Origin of the sequence: Synechococcus sp. PCC 7502 (genome assembly GCF_000317085.1) — a bacterium.
Taxonomy (GTDB): domain Bacteria; phylum Cyanobacteriota; class Cyanobacteriia; order Pseudanabaenales; family Pseudanabaenaceae; genus PCC-7502.
Genome location: NC_019702.1, coordinates 3,170,932 through 3,197,912, shown reverse-complemented (window position 1 = coordinate 3,197,912; position 26,981 = coordinate 3,170,932). Strand labels below are relative to the sequence as shown.

Here is a 26,981-nt window from a genome sequence, read left to right as displayed (position 1 = left end):
GACATTACTTGCACCATGATAGGTCTATCACCACATCATTTGGAAACTTCACTCCACACCTATATCTTGTTTTTTAAACCAACTTAGATAATTCATATTGACATATTAATTGACGTTCAGCTAATTTGAGTACGTCAATTAATATGCCTTATCCTGTGACCACGCCGATTGTCAGCACAGATTTTGCATTAAGCTTTGCCCACAGTTGGATCGAGGATTGGAATCAACATGACATCGATGCTGTCCTCAGCCACTATACGGATGACTTCGAGTTAACTTCTCCTTTGATACTTTCTATTGCTGGAGAATCTAGCGGAGTTTTACAGGGCAAGGCGAATGTAAGAGCCTACTGGAAGAAGGGGTTAGCGCAAATTCCTGACCTTCATTTTGAACTAAAAGAAGTACTGACAGGTGTAGATTGCATCACGCTCTATTACCAGGGACATCGGGGTATGGTGACTGAAGTACTATGGTTTAACGAGACTGGGAAGGTAAAGAAAGCTTGGGCTTGTTACGCCATTAATATAACAAGGCAGGATAAATTATGAATCCATCGCCAATTTCAGCAAAATTGATTGCAGCACCGCTCGGTAAGACGATATATCCTGAACCTTATGCTGCCCTTTTGAAGGGACGACAAAAGCGCAAACTGGGTGAGTATTTTGGCTTAGCTCATTTTGGAGTTAACTTAACTCATCTTGCACCGGGGGCAATTTCTGCGCTTGCTCATAGCCACTCAAAGCAAGAAGAATTTATCTTAGTGTTAGAAGGCAATCCAACGCTGGTACTAGGCGAAGATGAATTTGTCCTGAATCCTGGTGAATGCTATGGATTTAAGGCAGGTACAGGTATCGCCCATCAACTGATTAATCGATCTGAGGATAATGTAACCTATCTTGAGATTGGCGATCGCCCTGAGGGAGATGAGGTCGAATACCCCAATGATGATCTCAAAGCAACACAACTGCCGAATGGTAAATGGGCTTTAACCCACAAGGATGGTCGTGCATATTAATAGCGCCGCTTAACTTTAGCTTATCTGTTACGCAGAGATAACTTGCCCCAAAATCATGCCAAACCATTGCTTGTCATCAGTCCAAGTTTTAACTGGTTTTATGCCCTTACTTTTTAGGTCTTGTTCCAGATGGGTTAAATCAAACTTACGGGAAATTTCCGTGAGGATTTTTTCTCCTGCTTCTAGGTGAATTGTGAGATTGAGCGATCGCAAATGTACGGTTTGATCAGTTTGACTATGCAGGTACATCTCGATCTGGTGTTGGTATTCGTTGTAAATTGCTTGGTGCTTAAATTGAGACAAATCAAAATTGCCATTAAACCTGTGATTAAGATGCCGCAGCATATTTAAATTAAACTCTGCCGTTACGCCCTGAGCATCATTGTAAGCGGGTTCTAGTAAAGTTTTAGATTTGTGTAGGTCAATACCTAGTAGGAAATAGTCGCCTGCTTGTAATGCTCCTGTAATCTGCTCGAAAAAGCGATCGCATTCTTGAGGATTAAGATTACCCAGAGTACTACCTAAAAACACCACCATTCGCCTAGGGCTGTGATTTACTCCAAAGCTGCCAAAACTATGAAGTCTTTGTAATGCCAACTCATAGGTGCCGACCAGACCATGTACCTCAAGGCTGGGATAATCATTTAACAGGGCAAAGGCACTAGTCTCTAAAATACCTGCACTAATATCAATGGGAACGTACCGCAAAGGATATTTAAGATTTTGATAGGCATCCAATAAAATTCGAGTTTTTATGGCACTACCACTACCTAACTCTACCAACTCACAGGAACCAGTAAGCGTGGCAATTTCGGGCGCATAGGTTTCTAAAATCGCTGTTTCAGTCCGAGTTGGATAATATTCAGGTAATTCACAAATTTGCTCAAATAGTTCCGACCCTCGATCGTCATAAAAATACTTGGCGGGAATAGATTTAGGATATTTACTTAAACCCTGAACAACATCATTATTACCATGGTTATTAACTTCAGAAGCAATAGCTAAGTCACCAATTAGACGTTCTAAAGATAGACGGCGATCAACATCCCTAAGGGAATTGCTATTCATGGTCATAAAAATTTTTTATTATAGTTAGAAGTATTGGCAGTAGATGATTAGGTTGATGCTATAGATGAATTCTGAAAATTAAGTAAAAATTCCCTTAATACTTAATAATTGATTTAAAAATTAAGTTCAGGAAATAAATCGGCAACAGGAAAAGAAAAATTAGGCAGAATTTCTTCACCACTTAAACTATCTACGCAACTAAGAAGGCGATCGGGTGAAGGTTTATGAATATTTTTATATACCAATACATATTCCTCTTCGGGATTAATTACCCAAATTAGGCGGCTACCGTTTTCAAAATATTCCACAATCTTGGTATGAATTTCAGCGATCGTATTACTGGGTGAAAGAATTTCCACTGCCAAATCGGGCGCACCTTCACCAAAGCCTTTGGGTAACTTTTGTAACCCTTTTAGTCGCTCTTTACTTAAAAATGAAATGTCGGGAGATCGCTTGTTTCCTGATTGCATCGTAAATGCAGTACTTGAATCCAAAATTACCCCTAGCTTTCTAGAACTAACAAAGCCAAAGAGTGCCGAAGCTAAAATAATGGCAATGTAACCATGTTCTAGTCCAGAATTGCTCATTATTAATTCTCCATCCACAAGTTCATAGTTATTACCATCGTCAGGTAGTGCCATTAAATCTTGATCTGTCCAGCCTTTAGAAGATATTGGAATAATTGGGGCAATCGCCATAGCTGTTTGTGGGTAAAATATATGAATATCTTATGTTGAAATCATTCAGTCTGCTAACGCTATCTATATTTTAGGTAAGCTTGGCAAGCAATAATAATTAGCACTTTTATTTAGTTCCCAGTACTGATCGTTGTCAAAATAGACTCATTCTCTAAGCTATAAATTGAGTAAATGAAAAGATTACAAAACCTTGGACTTTGGCTAGCCTTTGTATTTTCTGTTTGCCTAAGTGTTATAGTTCTCGTCACTAGTATTAGCCAACACACTTCTGATACAGCTTGGGTTCCTACCTTTTTCCGCTTTCTGCCAATCACCTTCGCTTTTGTAGCAGAGGAAACGCAAAAGAAGATTTCTATACTTGAGAAACGGATTAGCGATCTAGAAACCAGAGAATAAGTTTCAAGTAAGGCTTGTCAGCGCTGCAAAGGCATTGGTTCGGCAAGGTTTACCCATAGACAATAAGACTCAAGTAACTTTGCGGATTGACAGTGAAGTTATGGAGTGGTTCAAGTCGCACTGACGAGGCTATCAAACCCAGATTAATAGTTTCTTACGAGCGTATAAGGAAGCTCATCATTGATCGCCATAACTGTATGGGGTAAGTTCTAAAATATATAAATGTATTACTTGGCAATCAGTCTATATGTCCTATAGAGCCTGTTTCATATTTATTATGAGCAAGATTTATGATGCTTAGAAAATGCTAAATCCATACTCAAGTAGCCTAACAGATAAAGAATGGGAAATTATAGAACCATTGCTCCCAAAGAAAAAGCAAACTAGACCGCCAACTTGGACAAAAAGACAAATTTTAGACGGCATACTCTACCAACTCAAAAACGGTTGTAATTGGCGAGATATGCCCCGAGACTTACCAGCATTCTCTACAGTCTATCGATACTACAAGGAGTGGAAAGATACAGATACATTTACTGCGATTATGGAAGCTTTGCATTCAACAGCCCGTGAACAGTCAAAAAAAATCAAAATGGACAACTTTAATCATCATTGACTCACAAGCAGTGAAAAATACCTGTAATGCAAGTATAGAATCCAAGGGCTTCTGCTCCTACAAAGCAACTAACGGGATCAAAAGACATTTAGCCGTTGACACTCTGGGTATTTAACAAGAGCAAATGTATCAGATGACCAAGGACTGATTGAGATGTTAACGATTAACATTGATTACTTCAAATCGAAGCCAGATGACATTACGTTAACTACGATATTGCTGGATAGTGGTTATCATATCGAAAAATTGACGACTGATTTACAGAAGGTTTATCCTGAGATTATGACTAAGATTAGGTTTGAAATTTCTCCTAAGGTATCAAAGCAAAAGCAGGCAGAAAAAGGTCTGTCTGGGTTTGTAGTTGTGCCGACAAGGTGGGTAATTGAAAGGTCAAATGCTTGGGTTGAAAGATGCAAAATCTTAGTTAAGAACTTTGAGAGAACTCTCGTTAATGCTACAGCTAAACTCAATCTTTGCTTTATTCGCTTGATGCTAAAAAGAATTGCTACTCATGAGATATGAAACAGGCTCTATAGAAGTATTAATCCCCAAGAAAAAGCAAACCAGACCACCAACATGGACAAAAAGACAAATCCTAGACGGCATCCTTTACCAATTGAAAAACCGTTGTAATTGGCGAGATATGCCAGGAGACTTACCACCATTTTCTACAGTGTATCGATACTACAAAGAATGGAAAGATACAGGTACATTTATTGTAATCATGGATGCTCTTCATTCAACGGTACGTGAGCAGTGAAAAAAAAGCCAAAATGGACAACATTAATCATCATAGACTCTCAGGCAACGAAAACCACTTGTAATGCAGGTGTAGAATCCAGAGGTTTCTGCTCCTACAAAGCAACTAACGGGATCAAAAGACATCTAGCAGTCGACAGTCTAGGATTTCCTTTTTTTACTCACTTAACTAAAGCTAATGTATCAGATGACCAAGGACTGAGTGAAATGTTAACGATCAATATTGAATATTTTAAGACTAAACCAGATGACATTCCCATCACGACAATATTGCTAGATAGTGGATATCACATTGAAAAACTGACAGCAGATTTAGAAAAAGTATATCCTGAGATTATGACAAAGATTAGGGTTGAAATTGCTCCAAAAATGTCAAAACAAGAGAAACAAGAAAAGGGCTTATCTGGATTTGTGACTGTGCCGACCAGATGGGTGATTGAGAGATCAAATGCCTGGGTTGAAAGATGTAAAATCTTAGTCAAAAACTTTGAGAGAACTCTGTTTAATGCCACAGCTAAGTTGAATCTTTGCTTTATTCGCTTAATGCTAAAGAGAATTGCTGCTCATAAGATATGAAACAGGCTCTATAAAATCCATGACAAGTCCATCCACAATCAGGGAAGCCTATAGATAACTACCATCAGGTAATGTTACAAAGTTGTTGAGAGGAGATAGATCATAGAGTAACTAGATAAAGACAAAAAAGATAGTAACAGCAGCAATCAGATGCCCAACTTGCGGACAGACAGATATTTCCCGTCATGGACAGAGTGCCACAGGAAAAAAGCAATATATATATGCCGAAATGTAGAATGCACTCGTAACACATTCATAATGAATATTTGCCAAGTGTCAAAGAAAAAATAGTAGATATGGTAATGAATGGGAGCAGAATACGAGACACAAGAAGGGGGTTAGGTATCAGTCACACAACGGTAATTAGGGAATTAAAAAAATGCTGTTGACATAGAACCAGTCAGCTACCCGCTATTAGAGCATGTGGATACGAACAAACTGGAAGTTGATATTCATCGAGTTGAGGATGCTGAAATGGAGGAGATGTATTGGCAGCATGGCTATGGCACGCTATTGATCATGGCACGGGTGCAGTTCTAGCCTATGTATTAGCACCTGATCATGCGTTGGTTACGTTGATCAATCAATTGACTCCTTTCGGCATCACTCGATTCTTCACAGATGCTTGGGGTGGCTATGAACGCATCCTCTAACCGACTACTCATGTAGTTAGCAAATTTGGTAGTGATCAAGAGGGCATGATAGATAAAAAAAGGGGTAAAACAAAATAGAAGTAACTATGGAAGTAAAATGTCCTTACTGTGAAAGTGACCAGATAGTTAAGAATGGTATAACCCGTCACAAAAAACAAAACTACAAATGTAAAAAGTGTAATCGTCAATTTGTGATTAATCCTAAAAACCAGCCAATAGCTGAATCCACAATTAAATTAGTCGATAATCTGCTGCTAGAACGTATATCCATGCGAGGGATTAAGCGTGTTGCCAAGGTGTCATTACAGTGGTTACAGAGTTATGTAAATGGTAAGTCTGTCAGTGTAGAGCCGCAAGTTAAGGTAATCCCTAGAAAAAAGCACGCCTGACCATTGAATGCGATGAACTATGGTCATTTGTAGGGGATAAAAAATGTAAGGTATGGATTTGGTTAGCAATTAACCGAAATACTAGAGAAATTGTTGGAGTGTTTGTTGGTAGTCGAGACCAAGAAACAGCCTTGGGGTTATGGCAATCTTTACCAACCGTTTATCGACAATGGGCTGTTTGTTATACTGACTTCTGGCAAGCTTATAGCTGTATTTTGCCTAAAAAACGCCATAAGGCTGTGGGCAAAGAGTCTGGACAGACTAATCATATTGAAAGGTTCAATTGTACTTTAAGGCAAAGAATTTCTCGCCTTGTTAGAAAAACTCTTTCTTTTCCTAAGAAATTAGAAAATCATATCGGTGCTATTTGGATATTTATCCATCACTACAATTCTGAAATTCACTCTAAGTTCTGCATCATGCCCTCTTGATCACTACCGCAAAGTATATACTCAGAAAATTGAGCGTAAACATTTAACTTTGAGAACTTGAATTAAAACATGGTGTAACAATTGATATTTTTTCATGGATTATTAGTGTTAAGAAAGCACAAAATTACTGATAGTTATTTGAAGTAAAAACAACATTCCTAGAAGGAATAAAAAATAGATCTACTTGTCAAAATGATTTATCTTTTTTTCTATGTACAGGCTCAGATAAATCAACACATCTAAATCCCTTTTTCTCCATATAATTACACAGATCATAAAACTTCAGACTATCATTTGTTTGCTGAAAGTTATAGGCTTCGATAATTACAAGTTCTGAATTTTTCAAAGTCTGACTTGCCCCTTCTAAAATTGACACTTTAAACCATCATTAATAATAATTATTTACTATTGAAAACACGAAAAACTGACTGAGATAAAATACTAGTGATCGCAACATAAATTAATTCACATTCGCAATAACAAGTAATTACAACGCTAATACCAAACATGGACTATTCCAGTAATAATTTTTTTATAAGCACTAAACATTTGCTTATAATACTTGGATTTTTATTAAACTTTCCCCCTCTTGATAACCTTAGATATATACTTCTAAGAAATTTATAAAAAGAGAATGAATTGGTTTTTAATTCTGCTTGTAAAAGTTGTTGAGATTTACTATATCTAAGTTCAGATAGTTTCAAAAACTTAGGCTTGATTTCTCGATTTAAATCAAAGTTGTCTATAACAATAAACTCTTGATCTTTAAATATTTGCAACAGTTGATCGCTAATAATGTCTGGTTTTATATCTTTTAACATTTTAGTAGTTACTAAAGTCTCACAATTCTGTAACTGATTACGGGTCACACTATCTTTAATATCAATGCGCCAATAAAACTCACAGGTGGCTTCATAGCTAAAAAGAAATATAGCTTTGCGACATAGCTCCAAAATTAAAAAGAAGTCTTGCCCAACTTGTAACTTTGGGTCAACTTGATAAATATCAGAAATCAAAGATGACTTAGCGATAAAACTATTTGTAGTAATAAAGTTTTGAAACTTAGCAATTTTTTTAATATCAAAATTCTCAAAATATACTAAATCTTTATCAGTAATTTTTAAGCTATTAGCATCTTCCCAAGCCCTAATTAAACCAGAATAAATGACATCTATAAATTTATATTTTTCTAGTAACGAAGTTAAAATATAGACATGATTGGGGTAAATTATAGCTGTATCATCTAAGATTGCAAAATATTCAGAAGTTACTGCACTAATCCCTTTTTTAAGGTGCGTACTCTTAAAATCCGTATATTCACTATTAACAATTTTTATTGTAATTATTTGTTCATATCTCTGTAGAAGTTCATCTAATCCCGTAACTTCCTGACAATTAACTAGGATAACTGACACATTTTTATAAGTTTGATTAGCAATACTATCTAAACAACGTTTAAGCATTACTAATGGGCGATCGCTCAATCGGACAATGAATTGAACTTGCTTTTCAGGGATACTATTTACGGATGTAATAAATCCTTTACTCCGAATCAACTCTTGATGATGGGGAATTATACCTAATAGTAATTTCTCAAGAGTATATTTTTCTATAAAAATATCGTGAGCTGCCTTAGACATTTCTAATGCCTTTGTCTGATGATTTCTAATCCAATCAATATGATTAGAAATTTGTTTGACTTGTTCAGAAACACTTGCTTCAGTATCAATATATAAAACACTATTTCCGAAAGCTTCTCTAATAAATTTATGCTCTCCACAAATTGCCAAAGCTCCAGAAGCAATAATTTCAAAAATCCGCATAGATGGAGTTTCTGCCTGACAATGTTCTGGTTTATGTAAACATAGTCCTACTCCAGCAAGTCTAAGTTTATTTAAAACACTAACTCCATCAAATGGTAAAGTTCCCCTGAAAGATTTTTTTAAATAGTCCCACTTACTCCCATAAATCTCCATATAAGCTTTTCTATCCAATTGTTTAAATAGTTGCTTAAACCTTTTACCATCCCAATTAGTACCCATATAAGCTAGGTTCGGCTCCTGAATATTTGGAATTACGTATTCTGTTGCATTACAACTAGTAAAAAAAGGTGTAAAAAAATATTTTTTCTCATTATCTTTTTTAAGTAATTGCAATTCAAGCCACTGCTCAATTTGCGACGATGATACAAGGTAAGCATCATAACTTAGGATATTTTTATACCTGAAATAAAATTCAGGATAATCAAAATAAGCATTCAATAATTCCTTATTTAGCTCTTTAATCCAATCTTCATATTTTTCCATAAAGACAGGAGGATTCCACATACAACCGTATGTAGGAAACTCTGATAATTTTGGGGTGTCAAAATGGGTGACAATTACAAAGTCTGGACTATATTCTTTTATTTCTGTCGCAGAAATTACCGTATTCGCCTGCCAGCCAATATTTTCGGCAGCCAAACAAATTCTTCTTGAAATCTCATTTTCCGCAGCATGTTGACCGATAAAAGAGTTGTGAATTGCTATTCTCATGAGTATTGCTTAGTATTTAGTTTATTAGTTTTTAAGTTAAATATTTTTATGCAAATAAATCTTTTTTAACTAATATTAAGACTTAAAACTTATACTTTTCTATCTGCCAAGAAGCACTTGGCTGATTAAAATTACTTCTAACAACTCTCTTCGCATCATATCCCCAGTTCGATAATATGAACTTACTTATCATTGGAAGCTTATGCTTTCTTATAAAAGCTAATATAAGTCTAAATACACTAAACCTCCATTTGAGGGATTGTTGTAAACCTTGTAAGCATGAAATAGCTTCTTTTACGTACTCATCCATGTTTTGACTTTTTTGACTATATTGATATCTAAATCCTGCCAGTGGTGAAATTGTGCCATATAATTCATTTTCAATATAAAAGCGACTCCATAATTCAAAATCACTTGCCAGGCTTAGTTCTGTATTGATATAGCCTCCCGATTGATCCCAAATTTCTCTTTGCCAAAATGTAGATTCTTGCTGGATAGAGTTATGGAATCTGACTGGCAAGTTATAGCTATCTAAAAAAGCACTAAGTGAGTAACCTTCAACTTCTGTAAACCCTAAACAAAATCCATCATAATCCCATATACCAAGCTTGAGTGTTGTCAACCATTTAACTTCAGGGAGTTCATTCATAATGTTAGCTACTGTTCTAAAAGTCCAAGGTAGATACATATCATCACTATTTATCCATCCCATTATTTTTCCATTACTTTTAGAAAAACCTTTATTTATAGCATGATATTGACCTTCATCTTTTTCTGAACACCAATAATATAAGTGGTTTTCATATTGCCTAATAATATCAACACTTTCATCAGTTGAGCCACCATCAATAATTATGTACTCAAGATTTGGATAGTTTTGGGATAAAACGCTTTCAATAGTTGCCTTCAAAAAGGAACCTTGATTGTATGAAGGAGTAACAATGGAAATTAATGGATAAGTTTCATGAATCATTGGTATTTGTTAACCTACTGCCAAGAATTATTGGCAAATATAGAATGATCGGCTCTCATAAAAAATAAGTCAAACTGCCAAAGAGCATTATCCTTTTCCCTAAAAAGAGGTTCGCAAATATCAATACACCTAAAACCTTTTTCTTCAAGGTACTGACATATTTGATGAAAACGCAAACTATTTTTAGCTATATCAAAGTTATAGGTTTCTACAATAACTAAATTGACTTTCTCTAAGGTCATAGCTGCACCTTCAAAAATCGGTATTTCAAAGCCATGTGTATCTAATTTTAGTAGATACGGAGATTGTAGTTTTTTGTCTTTACAAATAGAGTCAATTTTTACTGCTAAGACTTTATTGTTTAATCCTTGTTTATCCTCATAGAAGGCAACTCCACCAAATGGATCAGATGCATCAAAATAAATTTCTCCATCAGTATCACCTGCTGCTGCAAGAATAAAATCAACATTTTGTACGGATGATTTAAAATTTTCCAGTGATCTAAGATGATATGGATTTGCTTCGACTAAGAAATATGATGCATTTGGGAAATATTTTTTAGCAACTTTTGTCCAACAGCCATTAGATGCGCCAATATCGATCACTGTTTTGATTGGAATATTTTTAGTAGAAATTCTCCTAAATGCAGAATTTAACGATACTGATTTTGAATGACCAACTTTTTCAAGACCAATACTATTAAGGATGAATTTTAAGAACTTCTTAATCATGACTCTAGAATTTTTAAAAATATTGATTTAAAGGTTTATAAATGGTTCTGCGATTAATAACTACGTCTGAACTATAAGAGTTAGACAGGTAATCCAAATTATGAATTTTGGTGTTTCGCATAACTTAATATAGCACTTTGCAAAAAGGTGCTGAGATAGTATGAGATATTAGCAGTGATCAAATAGTTTCATAATTGTGAATTAGATTATAAAATCAAGCAAGCGATGAAAATCTTCATTTTTTTAGATAAGTTTGAAATTAACTATTTTTTATAGTTTTTTGTATATAGAGCCTGTTTCATATTTATTATGAGCAAGATTTATGATGCTTAGAAAATGCTAAATCCATACTCAAGTAGCCTAACAGATAAAGAATGGGAAATTATAGAACCATTGCTCCCAAAGAAAAAGCAAACTAGACCGCCAACTTGGACAAAAAGACAAATTTTAGACGGCATACTCTACCAACTTAAAAACGGTTGTAATTGGCGAGATATGCCCCGAGACTTACCACCATTCTCTACAGTGTATCGATACTACAAGGAGTGGAAAGATACAGGTACATTTACTGCGATTATGGAAGCCTTGCATTCAACAGCCCGTGAACAGTCAAAAAAAATCAAAATGGACAACTTTAATCATCATTGACTCACAAGCAGTGAAAAATACCTGTAATGCAAGTATAGAATCCAAGGGCTTCTGCTCCTACAAAGCAACTAACGGGATCAAAAGACATTTAGCCGTTGACATACTGGGATTTCCTTTCTTTACCTATTTAACAAGAGCAAATGTATCAGATGACCAAGGACTGATTGAGATGTTAACGTTTAACATTGATTACTTCAAATCGAAGCCAGATGACATTACCCTAACTACGATATTGCTGGATAGTGGTTATGATATCGAAAAATTGACGACTGATTTACAGAAGGTTTATCCTGAGATTATGACTAAGATTAGGTTTGAAATTTCTCCTAAGGTATCAAAGCAAAAGCAGGCAGAAAAAGGTCTGTCTGGGTTTGTAGTTGTGCCAACAAGGTGGGTAATTGAAAGGTCAAATGCTTGGGTTGAAAGATGCAAAATCTTAGTTAAGAACTTTGAGAGAACTCTCGTTAATGCTACAGCTAAACTCAATCTTTGCTTTATTCGCTTGATGCTAAAAAGAATTGCTACTCATGAGATATGAAACAGGCTCTATAAATAGTAACCAAGATCCATATTTTTATTTTAATCAGTTTTCGATGGTATAGTGCATATAAATTTTAATTATTTAACAATATTATTCTCTCCTTTGGCGATCGCCAAAAACTGAAGAGCAAATTCTTGAACTTCTTGAATATTCTTGGCTTTTGCTAAGGCTTCTTGGTAAAAGTCAGGTGAAGTACTAAAGATGTTCCAAGATTTATAGATTAAATCTGCTAACTGTTCAGATGAGTGCCGCTCATAAAAAATACTGTTGGGGGGATTTTGCTCTAAATGAACAGGAAAATCAGATAAAATCATCTTCTTTCCAAGACATCTAGCATCTTCAATAACTGTACTCCAGCCTTCAAATAATGATGGTTGAATTACAGCAATAGATCTTCGCATTAGCTGCATTTGATCGCTTTTGGGAATTAAGCCTAATATATAAGTTTGAAATGCTAAATCGTAAGTATGAATAGTTTCTAGGATAGAATCTATATACTCGGGCTTGCGATAATCATAGATGCTCCCTGTAAAGACAACTACTGGACAAATGGATTTGCTTTTAAGGATTTTGAGAGCTTCAAAAATAATCAAATGATTTTTGTGTTGCCAAAACTGGTTACTTACCAAAAAATAACGATCTGGCAAATGATATTTTTTCTGCACTAAGAGCGGATCTTTTTTATGCCAAGCGGATTGAAAATGGGTTCTAAAATTTAAGATCTGAACCTTAAATTTTGAATTAGGAAAGAACTTTTGCAAGTCATTAGCTGCATTTTTACTGCTTAATATAACTGTTTGATTTAATTCGGAAATCTGCTCTACGTATTTATCCCAATCTCTAATTTCTGCTTCAGAATATAAATGGGGTAGATATTTATACTGAAAATCAGGAAACCAAGCATTTCCTTGAAAATTTAATGTTTGTTCCCTATCAGATAGGAGGTAGGGATAAACAAAATTGATATTAATTTTTCTTAAAAAAACTGACATACGAGGATGTATCTCACTAAACAGAATCCTCCTTATTTTCCATTTCACACGATTAAATAAAGTACGGGGTTGTAATTCATCATCCAAGTTATAAGCAATCTTTAAATATGGTGCTAATTGATGAAGAGTATCAGAATCAATAGTTTCTCCACTATATAACAAGCAAATCTCAAAGGTGGATTTCATTTCAGTAGGTAGGCTTGATAATGCCAGAATAATATTCTTAATATATTCAGACCCACCAATCCAGCTCCTGCCCCCTAACATTATTAGTCCAATTCTTAATGGTTTATTCATATCCCAATACCTCAGCCCAACACCAATGGATATAAGAACTAATCCCCTTATCTATACTAACTATAGGGCTAAACCCAATGCTATTAATTTTGGTCACATCGGCTTGCCAATTGAGGGGAATACCTAGGGCAAGATTACCATCAAACTCAGGAATAGCTGTAGGGTTTATGTTCGCTAAAATTAAAGTAATAAGGTCTTTGATTTTAGTCTCAACTCCTGTCCCTAAATTATATATACTTGCCTTACGAGCGCTTTGTTCCGACAAAACTAACATTGCTTTGGCAACATCAGCCCCATGGATAAAATCACGACTCTCGTTGCCCGTACCACGCAACTTAATACTTGGTTGGGTAAGAGCTTTTTGACAAATATCCCAAACTACTTGCCGCCTTAAACCTGCACCATAGGCTGAAAATATGCGTGCGATCGTAGTAGGTAAATTATATATTTGAAAGAATTCTCGACATAGTTGCTCCCCCATCAATTTATGAAAGCCATAGGGAGAAATCGGCATACAAGTCTGTGATTCTGCGATCGGCAATGAGTCAGGGCTGCCATACACTGCTGCACTGGACAGATAAATTAAGTGGCAATTAGGAGCGTATAGACGCAATGTATCAAGAAGTTGAAACGTCATCGATACACTTGCCTGAAAATCTGAGGCTGGATCGCTTACAGATAACTCTACAGAAGCTCTACCAGCACAATGAATGCAAACCTCTGGCTTTAGCTGCTGGGCGATCGCCGCTAAATCTGGTGAAGGGAGAACAAGTTGATAATAATAGGCTAAATCTTGCTGAGGCGCATTCTCAGGGGGGCGAGTCCCAATTCCTGTAACTGTCCATCCTGCTTGACTAAACTGGCGAGCTATATACCGACCGAGAAAACCTGTAACCCCTGTAATCAAGACTGTCTTCATTCAACATTTACATAAATTACTATTAATCTTCAGGTAAGTATTGCGGGTTTAAAACATCATTTTTATTAAAGGGGCAAGTCTCTGGAAAAAATAGGAGGTCTATACCTGTTTCTTGAGAAGCAATTAATCTTGCGTCATGATAACATTCGTCAAAAACTCGATCAAAATATGGTTTGAGGCTAGGACTCTTTTTGAAAGATTTATTTAATCGTAAAGCATGCTCAGTGATAGACGCTTTCCAACTATTAGTACGTTTTTGGGGTTGATATTTCCATTTCAGCAGATGTTGTAAAACCCTAATCAAGTTGCTTTCTAGGGCATCTCTACGGTTATTCCCCATGTCTTCAATTTCTTCTGCTAAATTTTCTATATCCAAGTCAATGAATTCCCCTTTGCGTAGTAAGTTCACAGTTTCTTGTATCCAAAGATTAAAATCGGTTTCATAAAGGCTTATAGGTTTAGTTTCTACTGTCATGGCTTTATTGCTATGAATGAATATAATCTTCCAGGACTATTTACTTTTTTGGAAATATACCAAGTATAAAGTTCTTGTAAAAACTTAAATTTAGATAGTCTGATCGCTATTATATAACCTAGTTTTTTAGTTAAGAATAGTTCAAGTAAGTTATGACGCTCAAATTTAGTCATTGGGAAGTAATTAATAACACTTTGAAGGGGGGCTAACGTTTTAACTATTTGGAATCCTGATGAGGTTATAGCGTTAGTATATTCTTCTAGCAGATATGCATTTTCTCCGCCGTAAAGATGATGAAGCGGATGACTATCTAAAAACTCTTGTAGATCTGCTTTTTGAGAAATGACATGTTCTCTAGTTGCCACAAAATAACCATTGGGCTTTAAAACTCTGGCGGCTTCTTTACATAATAGATTAAGGTCATGGGCATGATGGAGTACGGCTCTACCATAAACAATATCAAAGGTGCGATCGGCAAAAGGTAGTGTCTCGCCCCAGTCTTGTACTACTGCGATCGCTAACCCCGAACTATCAGCTAATTTACGAATTGCTCCAGCACCTACCAATTGGCTGGGATTTGGCTCTAAAGCTGTCACAGCATAACCAGATTTGGCGAAGGCATAGCTAGAAATTCCTCTTCCTGCCCCAATATCTAATACTTCTCCCGAGCTTTTAGATTTTAAATGACTAATTAATTCTGCCCACTCTTCACTTTGAAAGAATCTTTCAGCAGCAGTTTCTAGAGGATCATCATAGTAACAATATTTAATTAATTCGCTTTTGTCTGGTTGCTCTCTTAACCATTGCACTGCTTCTTCCCAAGTTAGCATTTCATCGCTCATCTTCTGGAATCTCCCTAATTATTCTGGCTGGATTACCCGCCACAATCGTCCATGCTGGTACATTCTTTGTTACAACTGAACCAGCACCAATAATTGCACCTTCACCAATCGTAACTCCCTTTAGAATTGTACAATTTACCCCTATCCACACTGAGTCTTGAATTTTAGTTGGTGCACTTGGTATATTGGTATAAACGTCAGGAAAGATTCCTTTAGAAAAGTTTTTGGCATCATTGAATCTTCGTTTTGCAGATATTGGATGTAAGTCGCTATCCATAATGAAAACATGATCTGCAATCCAACATCCTTTACCAATAGAGACATAATTTGTACAAAAAATTCTAGAATTTCCTATAAATGTGTAGTCATCAATAAATAGTGAACCATTATTATAAACTTCTAAAATCCCATCTATCGTTATGCCATTACCTAGATTTATTGACTCTGGCTTATTTGAATGATTATAAACCTTAGCATTATTTGAAAATACACATTTGTCTCCTGAGATCGCACAAAAAACTTTGTATTCTTCAATTTCTAATTTATTAGCTATCTTATGTAAAATACTAATAACTTTATTTATTAACTTTGCAATTAAATCCATCTGTTTATATAAGCTAAATATTAAATCTTCTTAAACAACTTTATGAATTTCCGCTTTATACGTTGCGATAAACTTAGTGGCTGATTCAATTTACGCAAATAATTGAACAGTAAGTCTCGAGATTCATAATCTACAATAATTTCTGTCGGCATGGATAATATTTTTTGTTCATGTATAAGAGTTTCAAGAGATGAGGATTTTTTGCAATGTGTGCCTGTCCCATCAAATCCCATATTTGAAACCAAAGAATGTTTGGGATATAAAGTTAAAGCATCTAACATGAATGTACTTAAATACCAACGGATAGCCCATGAGTTAATTTTTCTAGAAATTTGTTGCTCTAACATTTGAAAATATGGATATGAATTATTTAAGTTAAATTTAAATCTTTCCTTATTATTTGATCTTAGTTTTTCATAGTCCTTCATATCTTTATCAAAATGTTTCCATGCTCGATGCCATGTAGCCCAACCCCAAGAAGTTGTAAAAGGAAGAAAAAAAGTATCAATCTTCAGTGATTCAATTTGTAAAGGAAACATATATCCCGATATTTGCATAACTTTAGACTCATTTTCATACAAATCTAATGCTGTATTCATATAATCAAGAAAGTAGGTTGAAAGAACTAAATCATCTTCAATAACTATCACTTTGCCATAGCGATCGCATATTTCTGTCACACCTTTAATTACTGAGTTAGCAAGCCCAAGATTTTTTTCTTGTTCGATGATATGAATATTTCTACACCATTGTTTACTTCTAACAACCTGTCTTACTAATTCAACTGCTTTCTGATCTTCCGATCCTTTAGCTCCATCACAATATATAAATAATTCACTATCTTTAGCACCTATATTTTGCGATAAAGATTCTAGCGATCGCCTAGTATGTTCGGGTCTTTTGTAGGCGAAAAATGCGATCGGGGCTAAAGACATTGTATAGCTACCTCTATATGATAATTTGCGAAGTAATTGTTAGGATCACCACCAAACTATTTCTCTTGGAAGACTCCATATCTGATGTTAGAATTGCAAAAGATAAAAAACATTGGGGTTTTACGCAGAATAAATTCATAGGGTACAAAATGACTAGGGAAGTCGATCAACTTCTCTAAAGAAGTAAAATCTTCTAGTCATTGAACTGAAAAATCAGAGTATTAATAGTTTTAGAAACTAAGATATAGCTATGTTCTTGTAACAATGAATAAATTTTAGAATTATTTAGCTTGTTTAAAGATTTCAAATCTAAATCTTCTACTAAAACAAATCTGGGTCTATATTTCTCCCAATTATTTGAGATTAAGACTTGGTAGTCTAATCCTTCAACATCTATATTTAGGAAATCAATGGTTTGATCTTTGGGTAAATACTTATCTAAAACTTGAGCTAATGGTTGACTTTGTAATTGAGTTTCAAAAATTAGTTTGTAATTAGTCTGGTTTATTCTTTGTTGAGCCAAAGATAGAGAGAAGGTATTAAGGGCTGATTCATCAAATTCATAGTAAGTTAATAGCTCTGGGTTTTCAGATATAGGTATTTCCAAGTTAATATCTCTAGGACGTAGGGAATTAAAAATATCCATACTTTTAGGCATTGCATCAATATTAATCCCTCTCCATCCTTTAAGATAAAAGAGATATGTATTTGAAAATCTTTGAGGATGATGCGCTCCAATATCTATATAAAAACCGCTCTCCTGTCCTTCAAAAATTCTAGCAAGTATCCTATCTTCACCTTCTTGGCTAAATGAGAGTTCGTGATAGTTATATTTCTTAACTGAATAAATTTTATATTTAATTAAAAGTTCTTTTAACAACTTTTTTAATTTATAAAACATAAATCAAATTATAAGACCATCGTGGTCACTAGTTTGAATAATAGCCGCTTTAGAATAATGGGGCTGTATGTTGTCTAGAGGTTTAATAATTGCCTCTCTATCAATAAAAAAAGATGTAGTCCATGAATAGGGATTAATTGGACCAAACCCATGAAAATCTACTTGGATAAATTTGGGAAATTCTCTTAGAAGTTTACACGTACTTGGATGCCAGTCAGAATTATCTAGAATAATTATTCCCCCTTCTTTTAAGTAAGTGATCGCCTTTGATGCACACTCATATCTTCGCAGTGAGTCGATAATTATAATATCAAACTCCTGATTGAATTCTTCTATTGATTCAACAAAGTCCCCTTCATTTTTAAGAAATACTTCTTGATTATTAAGTTTTTTTTCAGAAATAACTTTATGCCATTCAGGATTGCTCTCAATACTGATTACTTTATGACTGCGCTTGGCAAAGAAAATCGAAGAATTTCCTGCCCCCCACTCAAAAACTGATTTATCTCTTAAGTCAATTTGGTCTATATATTCAATAGCTGGATATGTAAACCAAGGCAACTCTTGATTATTAATATCTGAAGGTTTCTGTTCTAATTTAGTCATAGAATAGCCATATTTGTAATTGAGGTTATAGACTAAATCTTCGACACTTTTGGGACAGATCGAGACTTCATGACCCAAAAAGAATGAAATTATCTTACTAATCAGTTTTTTTAATATTTTTTTCATTTTTGTCGTAGTTTCAAATAACTTTGTGAAATCTTATTCATTGAAAATTCGATTAAAACTGTTTTCCCTTGATATCCATCAGGATAGGATTTGCCATTACCATAGAAATCACCATCTTCTGTTGATATTTGAATACCTTCAGTTATCCAGTCTTGAATTATTCCATTTGATTCAGCAAATAAAACTAATTTATAAGTTGCGCGAGTAAGTGGAAATTTATCGATATAAAAGTCAATAATTTCATTTGATTTTATATCTAATTCATGCTTGCAGATCATTTCAGTTGAGAGAATAAGATTAACCCCTAATAAGTTTTGAATTCCTATACCTATGCGGCAGTTTTTGAAGATTCTATGCTCCGTATCTGTCCAAAAATGCAGTCTAATTATTATTTTCTTTCCTGAAAAGATAGAACCAATCAAAATTTTATTCTCATCCAGTAATTCAAGTTTTGAAAATCTGAGATTACCTTCTCCTTTACGCTGCTTTATCTGTAATAATTCGTTCCAATTTTCATTACAACTCTCTTGTAAATATTGATGCATTGCTAAACTAGTCTTACCAAAGAAAACTTTTTCTCCGTTCTTTAAAACAAAAGTGTTCAAGCATAAGCTTTCTATAGCTGCCATATTATGACTAACGAACAAAACCGTCTTTCCTTCAGATTTACTTACATCCTCCATCTTTCCCAAACACTTCTTCTGAAAGGTGGCATCCCCAACTGCTAAGACTTCATCGACAATTAAAACTTCTGGTTCTAGGTGGGCGGCTACAGCAAAAGCTAACCTAACATACATACCAGATGAATAGAACTTCACGGGAGTATCTAAAAACTTTTCCACTTCAGCAAAAGCCACAATTTCATCAAACTTGCGAACAATTTCCGATCGCTTCATCCCTAAAACTGCACCATTCATAAAGATATTTTCACGACCAGTTAATTCTGGATGAAAGCCCGTACCAACTTCTAAAAGTGAACCAACTCTACCCCTAATCGTGATTTCCCCTGTGGTAGGCTGGACAATCTGGGACAAGATTTTTAATAAAGTGCTTTTACCTGCGCCATTCCGTCCAATAATTCCGACTACATCGCCTTGATTTATATCAAAATTAATATCTTTTAATGCCCAAAATGTTTCAGTTTCCTGTGTCTGCCATCGACCCTTTACCAGATTTTTGAAGCCATCCATCAAATCATCTCGGAGGCTATGATAAGGCTTTTTAGCAGTTGAACGAATTTGGTAAGACTTACTTAAATCTTTAACTTGAATTACTGGTTGCGTCATAGCTAAATATAATAGTCTTTTAACTAGCTCTTAGTTCATTAACAAACTCTTTAACTGCATCATATTGATCATGATAATTAATATATTTTGTCAGAACATCTAAATCCAAGTCTGGCAAAAAGTTACTGCGGGTTATCTCTATATATTTGTTCTGCTTCAAATGGTAAACCCTTAATATTTGATTTTGCCACAGCCATACTTCAGGAACTGCCATGCGTTGATAAAGTTGTAATAAATCTATACTCCCACTGGTGATAATCAATTCAATTACTAAATCTGGAATTATTTTTTTTATGCCAAAGTTATAAGATTCATCAGGTTCTTTCCGTCCTCCAATCGCCTTATTCCCTAGGGTTGCGCTTCCTCTTTTATAAAATCGAATACCAACATTTTGCATATAGGCTTCTAAGAGTAATCCTATGGTACTTTTATAGTCTTCATGATCCGAACTGGGAGACATAATTTCTAAAACGCCATCAAAATATATGAACTTTACCCCTGCAATTCCAGAGAAACTGGACTCGACCAATTCAAATTGATCCCAGCTTACGCATGGTAGAGAGATTTGGGCATCTTGCATAATTGGATATAGGGATGTCATAGGAAAAGACCTAAATTTAATAACTTCTATCTCTAAATATAATCTGCAAAATTGCTTTCCACTGACCGAAATATCCATGTACCCAGACTAAAGGTAGCGATCGCGCACAATATTGACCAACTTAAACCAATTGCACTAAAGGCAGTCTGTCCCGTAACTGCAAAGCGGAATGTGTCTAAAAGTCCAGACATAGGGTTTAGATAATACCAAAATAATAGATGTTTAGGGACAATTTGTACTGAATATACCACTGGTGAAGCATAGAGCCAAACTTGGATTAAAAAAGGAATAACATACTGAAAATCTCGATAACGAGCATTCAAAGCTGCCAACATCATCCCTATTCCTGCCGACAGGATCATAGTAATAGCCATGACCAAGGGAATTAACAGTAATTGCCAAGTTGGGCGTAAACCATAAATAAAAGTCAAGGGTATAAGTAAAAATAAAGAAATGACAAAATCGATCCAAGCAGATCCAACTGCTGCCAAAGGAATTATTAACCTGGGGAAATAGACCTTAGTAATTAACTGGGCTTCACTGATGAGACTGGCTCCAGATCGGCTAATGCTTTCCGCAAATAATCCCCATAATACTAAGGCTGAATAGCTGAAAATTGGATAGGGAACACCTTCGGAAGGGATTTTGACTAAATTACCAAAAATAATTGTAAAAATAGTCATGGATACTAAAGGTTGAATTAATACCCAAGCTACACCAATTACTGTTTGTTTGTACCGAACACTAATATGACGTAGGGTCAGCATATAGAGCAAATCACTATATTCCCAAAATTCTTTAATACTATGGATTAGAGATTTACCCTTGGGACTAATAATCGTTATCTTGGCACTCATTATTTCTAGAAATTAATACAGACTGTAGCAGTTATTCTTAGGTTACCCTAGGATTTTGCGTGGCGATCGCTAGGGAGATTCCAAAAAGCCAAAGATTATACTATCGGGGATGTTTGCACTCACGAAGGGGGGTTACCCCTTGCCCCCATTTAATTAAGCCTATTTTACAGTGGGAAAGAAGTAAGTAATGGGCTAGAAATTTAACCAAAATATCTAATGGTGAGATTAAGCGGTAGGATTAGGTTATGGCACCAGACCGTTATAACGCCTAGCTTATCCAATCTATAGAATCAATCCTATGACTATTGCTGCTCAAGATTTCACAGGAACTATCCCCAATTTTTGCCAAGGAATTCAGTATTTTGGCGCAGAATTACCCCAGTTTGCGACTTTGGGAAAAACCCCTGTAATTGCTGATGGTCATAAGGCGATCGCCGATATTAACGACCCCGGCGCTACATTTCAAACCCTATTAGCTGCTGATGCCCTGCGTTATTTAACCCTACAAATTTGTGCTTCTAAGGCATCGGGACATCCAGGTGGGTTTGCTAGTTCGGTCGAAGCTTATGCGGCTTTATTTATGCTGGGACATAAAAATGTCTTAACTGAAGTGGGACACCATGCTCCGGGCTTTTATAGCGCCATGTTTTTGGATAAATCCCTTGAAGCTATGGATATTTTCACCGTCGCTAATCTGCGCGATCGCTTTCGGGAAAAGCATGGACTTCTAGGACATCTATCTGGTTATATTCCGGGGATTTTAGCTCCCGCAGGTCCTTTGGGACAAGGACAGCACTTTGCGATGGCGGCAGCATTATTGCATCCTGATCAATTGTTCCCGTTTACAATGGGCGATGGTGGTATGGGCGAACCCTATCCCATGAGTGCGATCGCTCACTTTCACACTGCCTATCCCAAGGCGACCAACTTTTTACCTGTTTTGGTTTGGAATGGCTTTAGCCAAGAACATCACAGTATGGTTTCCCTTAAATCCAATCAACAAATGCTGGATTACTGGTATGGCAATGGTTTTGAAGAAGTAATATTAGTCGATGCCAAGGATTTCGATGATCAAAATCAGGTGGGGGCATACGTTGATAGCACCGCTTTTTCCTTCGAGCACCGCCTCGTCTTTACCCAAGCCGTATTATTAGGAGTTAATAAAGCTGCCGAATCTGCCTTACATGGTGGCAAACTTACTGCATTTATTATCAAGCAATTAAAGGGAGCAGGAGTTCATGCCCTCGGAGCTAAATCCCATAACCTATATGCTCACCATACCCTAGATAATTCAGATATTGTAAATGGTCTAAAAAGACGGGCGATCGCTCCAGCCGCATGGGAATTAGTGCGTACTAACTTTGCTAGAGCAGGCGGTGGTTCAGCATCTCAAGTTGCAGTCACAGAATCAATTTTACCCTTAGTGGATTTAGGGATCTTACCCATTGAAGAATTTGTGATCGCAGGCGAACCAAAAGTTGCAACGACAGCTATGGGAAACCTAGTGGCAAAAGTTGGCGAAATTGATAAGTCTTTCATTGTTACTAATGCCGATGGAAACGAAGCTTCTGGCATTGCCAATATCAATAAAGCACTCAAGATCATTCACCCCACCGAAGATCCCCTATATTCCCAATCTCCCAACGGACAGGTGTATGAACCCCTAAGCGAGGATGCCTGTGCAGGACTAGCTGCTGGTTTAGCTCTTATGGGTAGTCGTACCCTGTGGTGTTCCTATGAATCCTTTGCCATTAATGGACTACCGATTTGGCAAACTGTCACCCAAGCAATGGCAGAATTACGCCGCCCCACACCTTCGACAATTTGTTTATTTACCGCAGGAGCTTTAGAGCAAGGTCGCAACGGCTGGACACATCAACGTCCTGAAATTGAAGCTTATTTTGCCGCAATGATGCGAAACGGAAATATTTTCCCCATTTTCCCCACCGATGCCAACAGTATTCAAGTTGCCTATGAATATGCGCTGACTACTAAAAATAAAGGCATTACCATCACCGCTAGTAAGTCTCCTCTTCCTATTCGCACGACGATCGCCCAAGCCCGTCAAGCTTTAATCGATGGGGCTGTAACCTTATTAGAAATGGCTGGAGATCAGTTAGTTGTATTTGCTGTAATTGGCGATATGACTTTAATTCCAGTCTTTAAGGCAGCAGAAGCATTATCTACTTCAGGAGTAGGGGTAAGAGTTGTATCAGTGGTTAATCCCCGCCGTCTCTATCGTTCAACGGATGTGGCATGGCAAACCTGTTCTGAACCTGATGGTGAGTTTTTGGATGATGCCAAATTTGATGCTCTGTTTGGTGGTGATGTGCTCATTGGTGTAGTCGGTGGTGCCAGTGGTTTACTAGAACCAATTATGCTACGCAGTAATTCTAAGCGAGATACCTTTGCATGGCAGCGTGGCGAAACTACAGCTACAGCCCCTGAATTGATGGCTTTTAATAATCTGACAGCAGAAAGTTTAGTGGCAAAAGCTCAAATCTTATTGAGTTAGCTTTAGTTAGCTAGGAAGTCAGCGCAGATTAAATTTTTGAAAAAGACTGTGCTGATTCTTTACTTTTTGGCATATTAACCTTTGTTGATTAGGTCTTAATGTACAAAACTAAATATGGAAAAACAATAAAATTATTCTTGATGGATTCAGACCCAGATGGAAGGATAGTTTGTGAATTATCAAATTGGACAGGAAAAGCCTACAAAATCCCTAGAGGTAAAGTAAAAGATTGTTCTTATAGAGATGATCTCAAAAGTACCAGTGTTTACTTACTATTTGGGAAATCTGAAACATCAACTGATAAGCCCAAAGTTTATATTGGCGAAGCTGAAAATGCATACTCTAGACTTGTTGACCATATTTCAGAAAAAGAATTTTGGAATGAAGCGGTCGTATTCATCAGCAAAGATGAAAATCTTAATAAAGCCCATATAAAATACTTGGAGTCTCGGTTATTTGAAATTGCTAATTCTGCTTCTAGGTATGATGTGCAAAATACTAACATTCCAACGAAAAGTTCTATTTCAGAATCTGATCAAGCGGAAATGGAAGAGTTTATTGAATATATTAAAATCCTTATTAATACCTTAGGCTTTAAAGTTTTTGAACCTTTTATAAAGCAGAATTTAGTTAATAACAACATTGATGAGGAGCTTTACATTAAAGCCGCGAGGGGTGCAAATGCAAAGGGTAAGAGAACATCAGATGGATTTGTTGTTTTTCATAATTCTGAAATTGCAACTGAAACGGTTGATTCTTATCAGAAGAAAAAACTCAACAAACTAAGGGATGAGCTTATCGAGAATGAAATAATTATCAAAGTAGAAGATAAACTTATCTTTAAGTCTGACTATTTATTCAGTAGTCCCTCAGCCGCAGCAATGGTAATAATGGGTAGAAGTGCTAATGGACTCTTAGAATGGAAAGATTCTTCTGGAAAGGTCTTGCGAGATATTGAGAAGCAAGAAATAACCAAAGCGAGTAAACAAATTTAGCAAACCCCTAATGATTAGCTAAAGTAAGTGCATAGGATTCTTAAGTCCCAAATCACTGGTTATCACTTAAAATTATTAAAGCTAGTTCTAGAGATTAAGCTCTTATGAAAACTACAGAGCAGAATTCAACCAAAGAAGATATCTTATATTACCTGCTTAAACAGGGGCAAGCCACTGCTCAAGAATTAGCTGAATGTTTTACGATCAGCCCCCAAGCGGTGCGTCGCCACCTTAAGGACTTGGAGTCTGAGAACTTAATTCAGCACCAAGTAGAGCCGATCATTATAGGTCGTCCTCAGCATATTTATCAACTTAGTATAGAAGGCAGAAAGTGGCTAAGACATAGCTACAATGAGCAATCTGAGAGTCATGATAAGTTTGCCGTTACTCTACTAGATAATTTGATTGAAACCCTAGGCGTGGAGCAGGTAACTCAAGTTTTACACAAACAATGGCAGCGCAAAGCGGTTAACCTTTATGAAAATATGGGCAATGGTACTTTGGAAGAACGCATCGCTAATCTGGCAAAAATTCGACGAGCTGAGGGCTATGTTGCCGAGTGGCACAAAGAAGGTGATGGTTATATATTTACTGAATATAACTGTGCTATTTCCGAGGTAGCCGAATCTTTCCCTAGTGTCTGTAGCCATGAATTAGAGATGTTTGGTGAAGCTCTCCCCGATTGTGATGTGGTACGTACCCATTGGTTAGCAGATGGTCAACATCGTTGTGGCTATTTAATTAAAACTAAAACAGGGAAAAAACTCGCAACCCAAAATGTTAAATAGAACTAGTTCCTTTCTGCCCATTGCCTTGTCAATTCAATTGATCAAACTTTTTCTAGCACAAATAAGTTTTGCTATCACTTCTTAAAAGCTACTACCGCATTCTGTCCCCCAAACCCAAAGCTCAAGTTGAGGGCAGTTTTAATTGAACTAGTGTTAGCTGATCTAACAAAATTCAAATCAAACGCGGGCGATCTCATACCAATACAACTTGACAGAATTTGATTTTGTAAAGCTAATAAGCAAAAAGCGGCTTCCATGATTCCTGTTGCGCCCAATGCATGTCCCGTTGCTCCTTTAGTTGCGCTGATATAGGGACGGTGGGGAAATAATTTTTGGATTAATTTGGCTTCCATCCCATCATTTATGATCGTGCCTGTGCCGTGAGTGCTTATATAGTCAATATCCTTAGCTAATAAACCCGATCGCTCTAAACAAGCATTAATGGCGATCTCCCCTTGGGGATGGGCTGGATCAAAATTAGTGAGATGATAACCATCATTAGAAATGCCACAACCGAGAATTTGTCCATAGATTTTGACATGACGGGCTTGGGCAGATGTTAAAGATTCTAAAACTAAAACCGCCGCACCTTCTCCTAATACCATGCCTTCCCTTTCAACACTAAAGGGATACAACCCTATTTTTGCCATTGCCCCCAATTTTTGAAAACCCGCTATGGTTAAAGGCGTTAATGCAGAATCCGATGCCCCAGCGATCGCTACTTCACATTTTCCCTGTTTAATTAATTCGTAGGCTTGAAATATAGTCCAGTTCCCAGTAGCACAGGCTGCCATTGGCGATAAAACAAGATTTTGGGTTTGAATATAAGCGGCGATCGCTCCCGACAGAGATAGTAAATTTAACCAAGGTGCCTTATTATTTTTAGTATGATTTTTAGCAATATTTAAACTATGCCATTGTTCTAACTGAGCCTGATAACCACGGCTAGAACCTATAACCAAACCACATTCAGATAAGGGAAACTTGAGATTAGCATCAGCAATCGCCTCAGTAACTGCTTTTTTTAAGAATCCTTCAACTTTGGGCAGGTTGTAAAAATAGTCTGAATTGTCCCACGGCACTATAGCAAGGGGTAAATTTGAGTTCCCATATCTAATCCCCGAATCACCGGCTAGTAATGCCTTCCATGTCGATTGGCGATCGCCCCCAATACTCGTAACTAAACCAATACCTGTAACTACAACTTGCAAGAT

Annotated in this window: 35 protein-coding genes; 18 read left to right on the top strand and 17 right to left on the bottom strand. The window is 36.3% G+C overall.

Going from position 1 to position 26,981, the window contains the following annotated elements:
• Positions 1-125 precede the first annotated feature (125 nt).
• On the top strand, positions 126-548 hold the full coding sequence (locus SYN7502_RS16065; RefSeq protein ID WP_210391305.1) for a nuclear transport factor 2 family protein: 423 nt from the start codon (positions 126-128) through the stop codon (positions 546-548).
• Entirely contained in the window at positions 545-1,015 is a 471-nt protein-coding gene (locus tag SYN7502_RS16060; protein ID WP_015169785.1) for a cupin domain-containing protein, read from the top strand. The genes SYN7502_RS16065 and SYN7502_RS16060 overlap by 4 nt, the downstream gene beginning before the upstream one ends.
• A gap of 27 nt (positions 1,016-1,042) precedes the next feature.
• Here the strand turns inward: SYN7502_RS16060 and egtD are convergent, their stop codons facing one another.
• Both egtD and SYN7502_RS16050 read right to left on the bottom strand, forming a co-directional pair.
• Positions 1,043-2,089 carry an L-histidine N(alpha)-methyltransferase gene (egtD, locus tag SYN7502_RS16055; protein WP_015169784.1) on the bottom strand — a complete coding sequence of 349 codons (1,047 nt, stop codon included), beginning with the start codon at positions 2,087-2,089 and terminating at the stop codon, positions 1,043-1,045.
• Positions 2,090-2,196: 107 nt separating this feature from the next.
• Positions 2,197-2,781 carry a Uma2 family endonuclease gene (locus tag SYN7502_RS16050; protein ID WP_015169783.1) on the bottom strand — a complete coding sequence of 195 codons (585 nt, stop codon included), beginning with the start codon at positions 2,779-2,781 and terminating at the stop codon, positions 2,197-2,199.
• A gap of 171 nt (positions 2,782-2,952) precedes the next feature.
• On the opposite strand from SYN7502_RS16050, the gene SYN7502_RS16045 reads away from it, so the two are divergent.
• From SYN7502_RS16045 to SYN7502_RS19475, 11 genes are all read left to right on the top strand, one after another.
• Positions 2,953-3,177 (top strand): hypothetical protein, encoded by a 225-nt coding sequence (locus SYN7502_RS16045; protein ID WP_015169782.1) that lies wholly within the window; start codon positions 2,953-2,955, stop codon positions 3,175-3,177.
• A gap of 34 nt (positions 3,178-3,211) precedes the next feature.
• Positions 3,212-3,301: a BrnA antitoxin family protein gene (locus tag SYN7502_RS19950; protein ID WP_144050237.1), complete on the top strand. Its 90-nt coding sequence runs from the start codon at positions 3,212-3,214 to the stop codon at positions 3,299-3,301.
• A 180-nt stretch (positions 3,302-3,481) separates the two neighbouring features.
• Positions 3,482-3,793, top strand: coding sequence for a transposase (locus tag SYN7502_RS19945; protein WP_041429575.1), 312 nt, complete (start codon positions 3,482-3,484; stop codon positions 3,791-3,793).
• The gene (locus SYN7502_RS21110) at positions 3,747-3,908 is read left to right on the top strand and encodes a hypothetical protein (RefSeq protein WP_246828903.1); all 162 of its coding nucleotides are present in this window, start codon (positions 3,747-3,749) and stop codon (positions 3,906-3,908) included. The genes SYN7502_RS19945 and SYN7502_RS21110 overlap by 47 nt, the downstream gene beginning before the upstream one ends.
• A gap of 38 nt (positions 3,909-3,946) precedes the next feature.
• Positions 3,947-4,315 (top strand): transposase, encoded by a 369-nt coding sequence (locus tag SYN7502_RS19940; protein ID WP_246828940.1) that lies wholly within the window; start codon positions 3,947-3,949, stop codon positions 4,313-4,315.
• The gene (locus SYN7502_RS16030; RefSeq protein WP_041429573.1) at positions 4,305-4,553 is read left to right on the top strand and encodes a transposase; all 249 of its coding nucleotides are present in this window, start codon (positions 4,305-4,307) and stop codon (positions 4,551-4,553) included. Before SYN7502_RS19940 ends, SYN7502_RS16030 begins: the two co-directional genes overlap by 11 nt.
• Positions 4,550-5,128, top strand: a complete 579-nt coding sequence (locus SYN7502_RS16025) for a transposase (RefSeq protein ID WP_371257786.1) — start codon at positions 4,550-4,552, stop codon at positions 5,126-5,128. Before SYN7502_RS16030 ends, SYN7502_RS16025 begins: the two co-directional genes overlap by 4 nt.
• Positions 5,129-5,243: 115 nt before the next feature.
• A complete protein-coding gene (locus SYN7502_RS21505) occupies positions 5,244-5,363 on the top strand; it encodes an IS1 family transposase (RefSeq protein ID WP_144050308.1) in 120 nt (39 codons plus the stop codon).
• Between the two features lie 31 nt (positions 5,364-5,394).
• Positions 5,395-5,517 carry an IS1-like element transposase gene (locus tag SYN7502_RS21500; protein ID WP_144050236.1) on the top strand — a complete coding sequence of 41 codons (123 nt, stop codon included), beginning with the start codon at positions 5,395-5,397 and terminating at the stop codon, positions 5,515-5,517.
• A gap of 99 nt (positions 5,518-5,616) precedes the next feature.
• Complete coding sequence (locus tag SYN7502_RS21495) at positions 5,617-5,781, top strand: IS1 family transposase (RefSeq protein ID WP_081581080.1); 165 nt, start codon at positions 5,617-5,619, stop codon at positions 5,779-5,781.
• Positions 5,782-5,867: 86 nt separating this feature from the next.
• A protein-coding gene (locus SYN7502_RS19475) for an IS1 family transposase (protein ID WP_246828939.1) occupies positions 5,868-6,601 on the top strand; the annotation gives its coding sequence in 2 pieces (ribosomal slippage) (positions 5,868-6,162 and positions 6,162-6,601; 735 coding nt in all).
• A 512-nt stretch (positions 6,602-7,113) separates the two neighbouring features.
• Here SYN7502_RS19475 and SYN7502_RS19930 read toward each other — a convergent pair.
• The 3 genes from SYN7502_RS19930 to SYN7502_RS15995 all read right to left on the bottom strand — a co-directional run bounded on the left by SYN7502_RS19930 (position 7,114) and on the right by SYN7502_RS15995 (position 10,839).
• Entirely contained in the window at positions 7,114-9,135 is a 2,022-nt protein-coding gene (locus SYN7502_RS19930; RefSeq protein WP_015169780.1) for a glycosyltransferase, read from the bottom strand.
• Between the two features lie 82 nt (positions 9,136-9,217).
• On the bottom strand, positions 9,218-10,108 hold the full coding sequence (locus tag SYN7502_RS16000) for a glycosyltransferase family 2 protein (protein ID WP_015169779.1): 891 nt from the start codon (positions 10,106-10,108) through the stop codon (positions 9,218-9,220).
• Positions 10,109-10,122: 14 nt separating this feature from the next.
• Positions 10,123-10,839, bottom strand: coding sequence for an FkbM family methyltransferase (locus SYN7502_RS15995; RefSeq protein WP_015169778.1), 717 nt, complete (start codon positions 10,837-10,839; stop codon positions 10,123-10,125).
• A 336-nt stretch (positions 10,840-11,175) separates the two neighbouring features.
• On the opposite strand from SYN7502_RS15995, the gene SYN7502_RS15990 reads away from it, so the two are divergent.
• Positions 11,176-11,487: a transposase gene (locus tag SYN7502_RS15990; protein WP_015168135.1), complete on the top strand. Its 312-nt coding sequence runs from the start codon at positions 11,176-11,178 to the stop codon at positions 11,485-11,487.
• Positions 11,441-12,025: a transposase gene (locus SYN7502_RS15985; protein ID WP_371257785.1), complete on the top strand. Its 585-nt coding sequence runs from the start codon at positions 11,441-11,443 to the stop codon at positions 12,023-12,025. The genes SYN7502_RS15990 and SYN7502_RS15985 overlap by 47 nt, the downstream gene beginning before the upstream one ends.
• 80 nt (positions 12,026-12,105) lie before the next feature.
• On the opposite strand, the gene SYN7502_RS15980 is transcribed toward SYN7502_RS15985, so the two are convergent.
• From SYN7502_RS15980 to SYN7502_RS15930, 11 genes are all read right to left on the bottom strand, one after another.
• A complete protein-coding gene (locus SYN7502_RS15980; protein ID WP_015169777.1) occupies positions 12,106-13,317 on the bottom strand; it encodes a glycosyltransferase in 1,212 nt (403 codons plus the stop codon).
• Complete coding sequence (locus tag SYN7502_RS15975) at positions 13,310-14,236, bottom strand: NAD-dependent epimerase/dehydratase family protein (protein WP_015169776.1); 927 nt, start codon at positions 14,234-14,236, stop codon at positions 13,310-13,312. The genes SYN7502_RS15980 and SYN7502_RS15975 overlap by 8 nt, the downstream gene beginning before the upstream one ends.
• Positions 14,237-14,258: 22 nt before the next feature.
• Complete coding sequence (locus SYN7502_RS15970) at positions 14,259-14,711, bottom strand: DUF29 domain-containing protein (RefSeq protein ID WP_015169775.1); 453 nt, start codon at positions 14,709-14,711, stop codon at positions 14,259-14,261.
• Complete coding sequence (locus tag SYN7502_RS15965; protein WP_015169774.1) at positions 14,708-15,553, bottom strand: class I SAM-dependent methyltransferase; 846 nt, start codon at positions 15,551-15,553, stop codon at positions 14,708-14,710. Before SYN7502_RS15965 ends, SYN7502_RS15970 begins: the two co-directional genes overlap by 4 nt.
• On the bottom strand, positions 15,543-15,830 hold the full coding sequence (locus SYN7502_RS21575) for a DapH/DapD/GlmU-related protein (protein ID WP_256377884.1): 288 nt from the start codon (positions 15,828-15,830) through the stop codon (positions 15,543-15,545). Before SYN7502_RS21575 ends, SYN7502_RS15965 begins: the two co-directional genes overlap by 11 nt.
• A 347-nt stretch (positions 15,831-16,177) precedes the next feature.
• Positions 16,178-17,092, bottom strand: coding sequence for a glycosyltransferase family protein (locus SYN7502_RS15955; RefSeq protein ID WP_015169772.1), 915 nt, complete (start codon positions 17,090-17,092; stop codon positions 16,178-16,180).
• A gap of 193 nt (positions 17,093-17,285) precedes the next feature.
• Positions 17,286-17,972, bottom strand: coding sequence for an FkbM family methyltransferase (locus tag SYN7502_RS15950; RefSeq protein WP_246828938.1), 687 nt, complete (start codon positions 17,970-17,972; stop codon positions 17,286-17,288).
• A 24-nt stretch (positions 17,973-17,996) separates the two neighbouring features.
• Complete coding sequence (locus tag SYN7502_RS15945) at positions 17,997-18,599, bottom strand: class I SAM-dependent methyltransferase (protein ID WP_168130382.1); 603 nt, start codon at positions 18,597-18,599, stop codon at positions 17,997-17,999.
• Positions 18,600-18,721: 122 nt separating this feature from the next.
• Positions 18,722-19,915 carry an ABC transporter ATP-binding protein gene (locus tag SYN7502_RS15940; protein WP_371257784.1) on the bottom strand — a complete coding sequence of 398 codons (1,194 nt, stop codon included), beginning with the start codon at positions 19,913-19,915 and terminating at the stop codon, positions 18,722-18,724.
• Between the two features lie 115 nt (positions 19,916-20,030).
• On the bottom strand, positions 20,031-20,612 hold the full coding sequence (locus SYN7502_RS15935) for a Uma2 family endonuclease (RefSeq protein ID WP_015169768.1): 582 nt from the start codon (positions 20,610-20,612) through the stop codon (positions 20,031-20,033).
• Positions 20,613-20,644: 32 nt separating this feature from the next.
• Complete coding sequence (locus tag SYN7502_RS15930; RefSeq protein ID WP_015169767.1) at positions 20,645-21,469, bottom strand: ABC transporter permease; 825 nt, start codon at positions 21,467-21,469, stop codon at positions 20,645-20,647.
• A gap of 298 nt (positions 21,470-21,767) precedes the next feature.
• Here SYN7502_RS15930 and SYN7502_RS15925 point away from each other — a divergent pair, with 298 nt between their 5' ends.
• The 3 genes from SYN7502_RS15925 to sufR all read left to right on the top strand — a co-directional run bounded on the left by SYN7502_RS15925 (position 21,768) and on the right by sufR (position 25,767).
• Positions 21,768-23,984, top strand: a complete 2,217-nt coding sequence (locus tag SYN7502_RS15925) for a phosphoketolase family protein (protein ID WP_015169766.1) — start codon at positions 21,768-21,770, stop codon at positions 23,982-23,984.
• 98 nt (positions 23,985-24,082) lie between these two features.
• A complete protein-coding gene (locus SYN7502_RS15920; RefSeq protein ID WP_015169765.1) occupies positions 24,083-24,979 on the top strand; it encodes a GIY-YIG nuclease family protein in 897 nt (298 codons plus the stop codon).
• Positions 24,980-25,083: 104 nt separating this feature from the next.
• Positions 25,084-25,767: an iron-sulfur cluster biosynthesis transcriptional regulator SufR gene (gene sufR, locus SYN7502_RS15915; protein ID WP_015169764.1), complete on the top strand. Its 684-nt coding sequence runs from the start codon at positions 25,084-25,086 to the stop codon at positions 25,765-25,767.
• Between the two features lie 74 nt (positions 25,768-25,841).
• Here sufR and SYN7502_RS15910 read toward each other — a convergent pair whose 3' ends face one another.
• Complete coding sequence (locus SYN7502_RS15910; protein ID WP_015169763.1) at positions 25,842-26,978, bottom strand: beta-ketoacyl-ACP synthase; 1,137 nt, start codon at positions 26,976-26,978, stop codon at positions 25,842-25,844.
• Positions 26,979-26,981 lie beyond the last annotated feature (3 nt).

Excerpts from the sequence above, each read along its gene's own strand:
- SYN7502_RS21575 (WP_256377884.1), bottom strand. The coding sequence starts at position 15,830 with ATGGATAGCGACTTACATCCAATATCTGCAAAACGAAGATTCAATGAT.
- SYN7502_RS15955 (WP_015169772.1), bottom strand. The coding sequence starts at position 17,092 with ATGTCTTTAGCCCCGATCGCATTTTTCGCCTACAAAAGACCCGAACAT.
- egtD (WP_015169784.1), bottom strand. The coding sequence starts at position 2,089 with ATGACCATGAATAGCAATTCCCTTAGGGATGTTGATCGCCGTCTATCT.
- SYN7502_RS15975 (WP_015169776.1), bottom strand. The coding sequence starts at position 14,236 with ATGAAGACAGTCTTGATTACAGGGGTTACAGGTTTTCTCGGTCGGTAT.
- SYN7502_RS16030 (WP_041429573.1), top strand. The coding sequence starts at position 4,305 with ATGAGATATGAAACAGGCTCTATAGAAGTATTAATCCCCAAGAAAAAG.
- SYN7502_RS15995 (WP_015169778.1), bottom strand. The coding sequence starts at position 10,839 with ATGATTAAGAAGTTCTTAAAATTCATCCTTAATAGTATTGGTCTTGAA.
- SYN7502_RS19945 (WP_041429575.1), top strand. The coding sequence starts at position 3,482 with ATGCTAAATCCATACTCAAGTAGCCTAACAGATAAAGAATGGGAAATT.
- SYN7502_RS19940 (WP_246828940.1), top strand. The coding sequence starts at position 3,947 with ATGTTAACGATTAACATTGATTACTTCAAATCGAAGCCAGATGACATT.
- SYN7502_RS15970 (WP_015169775.1), bottom strand. The coding sequence starts at position 14,711 with ATGACAGTAGAAACTAAACCTATAAGCCTTTATGAAACCGATTTTAAT.
- SYN7502_RS19930 (WP_015169780.1), bottom strand. The coding sequence starts at position 9,135 with ATGAGAATAGCAATTCACAACTCTTTTATCGGTCAACATGCTGCGGAA.
- SYN7502_RS16060 (WP_015169785.1), top strand. The coding sequence starts at position 545 with ATGAATCCATCGCCAATTTCAGCAAAATTGATTGCAGCACCGCTCGGT.
- SYN7502_RS15945 (WP_168130382.1), bottom strand. The coding sequence starts at position 18,599 with ATGACTAAATTAGAACAGAAACCTTCAGATATTAATAATCAAGAGTTG.
- SYN7502_RS16050 (WP_015169783.1), bottom strand. The coding sequence starts at position 2,781 with ATGGCGATTGCCCCAATTATTCCAATATCTTCTAAAGGCTGGACAGAT.
- SYN7502_RS16000 (WP_015169779.1), bottom strand. The coding sequence starts at position 10,108 with ATGATTCATGAAACTTATCCATTAATTTCCATTGTTACTCCTTCATAC.
- SYN7502_RS15990 (WP_015168135.1), top strand. The coding sequence starts at position 11,176 with ATGCTAAATCCATACTCAAGTAGCCTAACAGATAAAGAATGGGAAATT.
- sufR (WP_015169764.1), top strand. The coding sequence starts at position 25,084 with ATGAAAACTACAGAGCAGAATTCAACCAAAGAAGATATCTTATATTAC.
- SYN7502_RS15925 (WP_015169766.1), top strand. The coding sequence starts at position 21,768 with ATGACTATTGCTGCTCAAGATTTCACAGGAACTATCCCCAATTTTTGC.
- SYN7502_RS16045 (WP_015169782.1), top strand. The coding sequence starts at position 2,953 with ATGAAAAGATTACAAAACCTTGGACTTTGGCTAGCCTTTGTATTTTCT.
- SYN7502_RS15920 (WP_015169765.1), top strand. The coding sequence starts at position 24,083 with ATGTACAAAACTAAATATGGAAAAACAATAAAATTATTCTTGATGGAT.
- SYN7502_RS15980 (WP_015169777.1), bottom strand. The coding sequence starts at position 13,317 with ATGAATAAACCATTAAGAATTGGACTAATAATGTTAGGGGGCAGGAGC.
- SYN7502_RS15935 (WP_015169768.1), bottom strand. The coding sequence starts at position 20,612 with ATGACATCCCTATATCCAATTATGCAAGATGCCCAAATCTCTCTACCA.
- SYN7502_RS15930 (WP_015169767.1), bottom strand. The coding sequence starts at position 21,469 with ATGAGTGCCAAGATAACGATTATTAGTCCCAAGGGTAAATCTCTAATC.
- SYN7502_RS15965 (WP_015169774.1), bottom strand. The coding sequence starts at position 15,553 with ATGAGCGATGAAATGCTAACTTGGGAAGAAGCAGTGCAATGGTTAAGA.
- SYN7502_RS15940 (WP_371257784.1), bottom strand. The coding sequence starts at position 19,915 with ATGGATGGCTTCAAAAATCTGGTAAAGGGTCGATGGCAGACACAGGAA.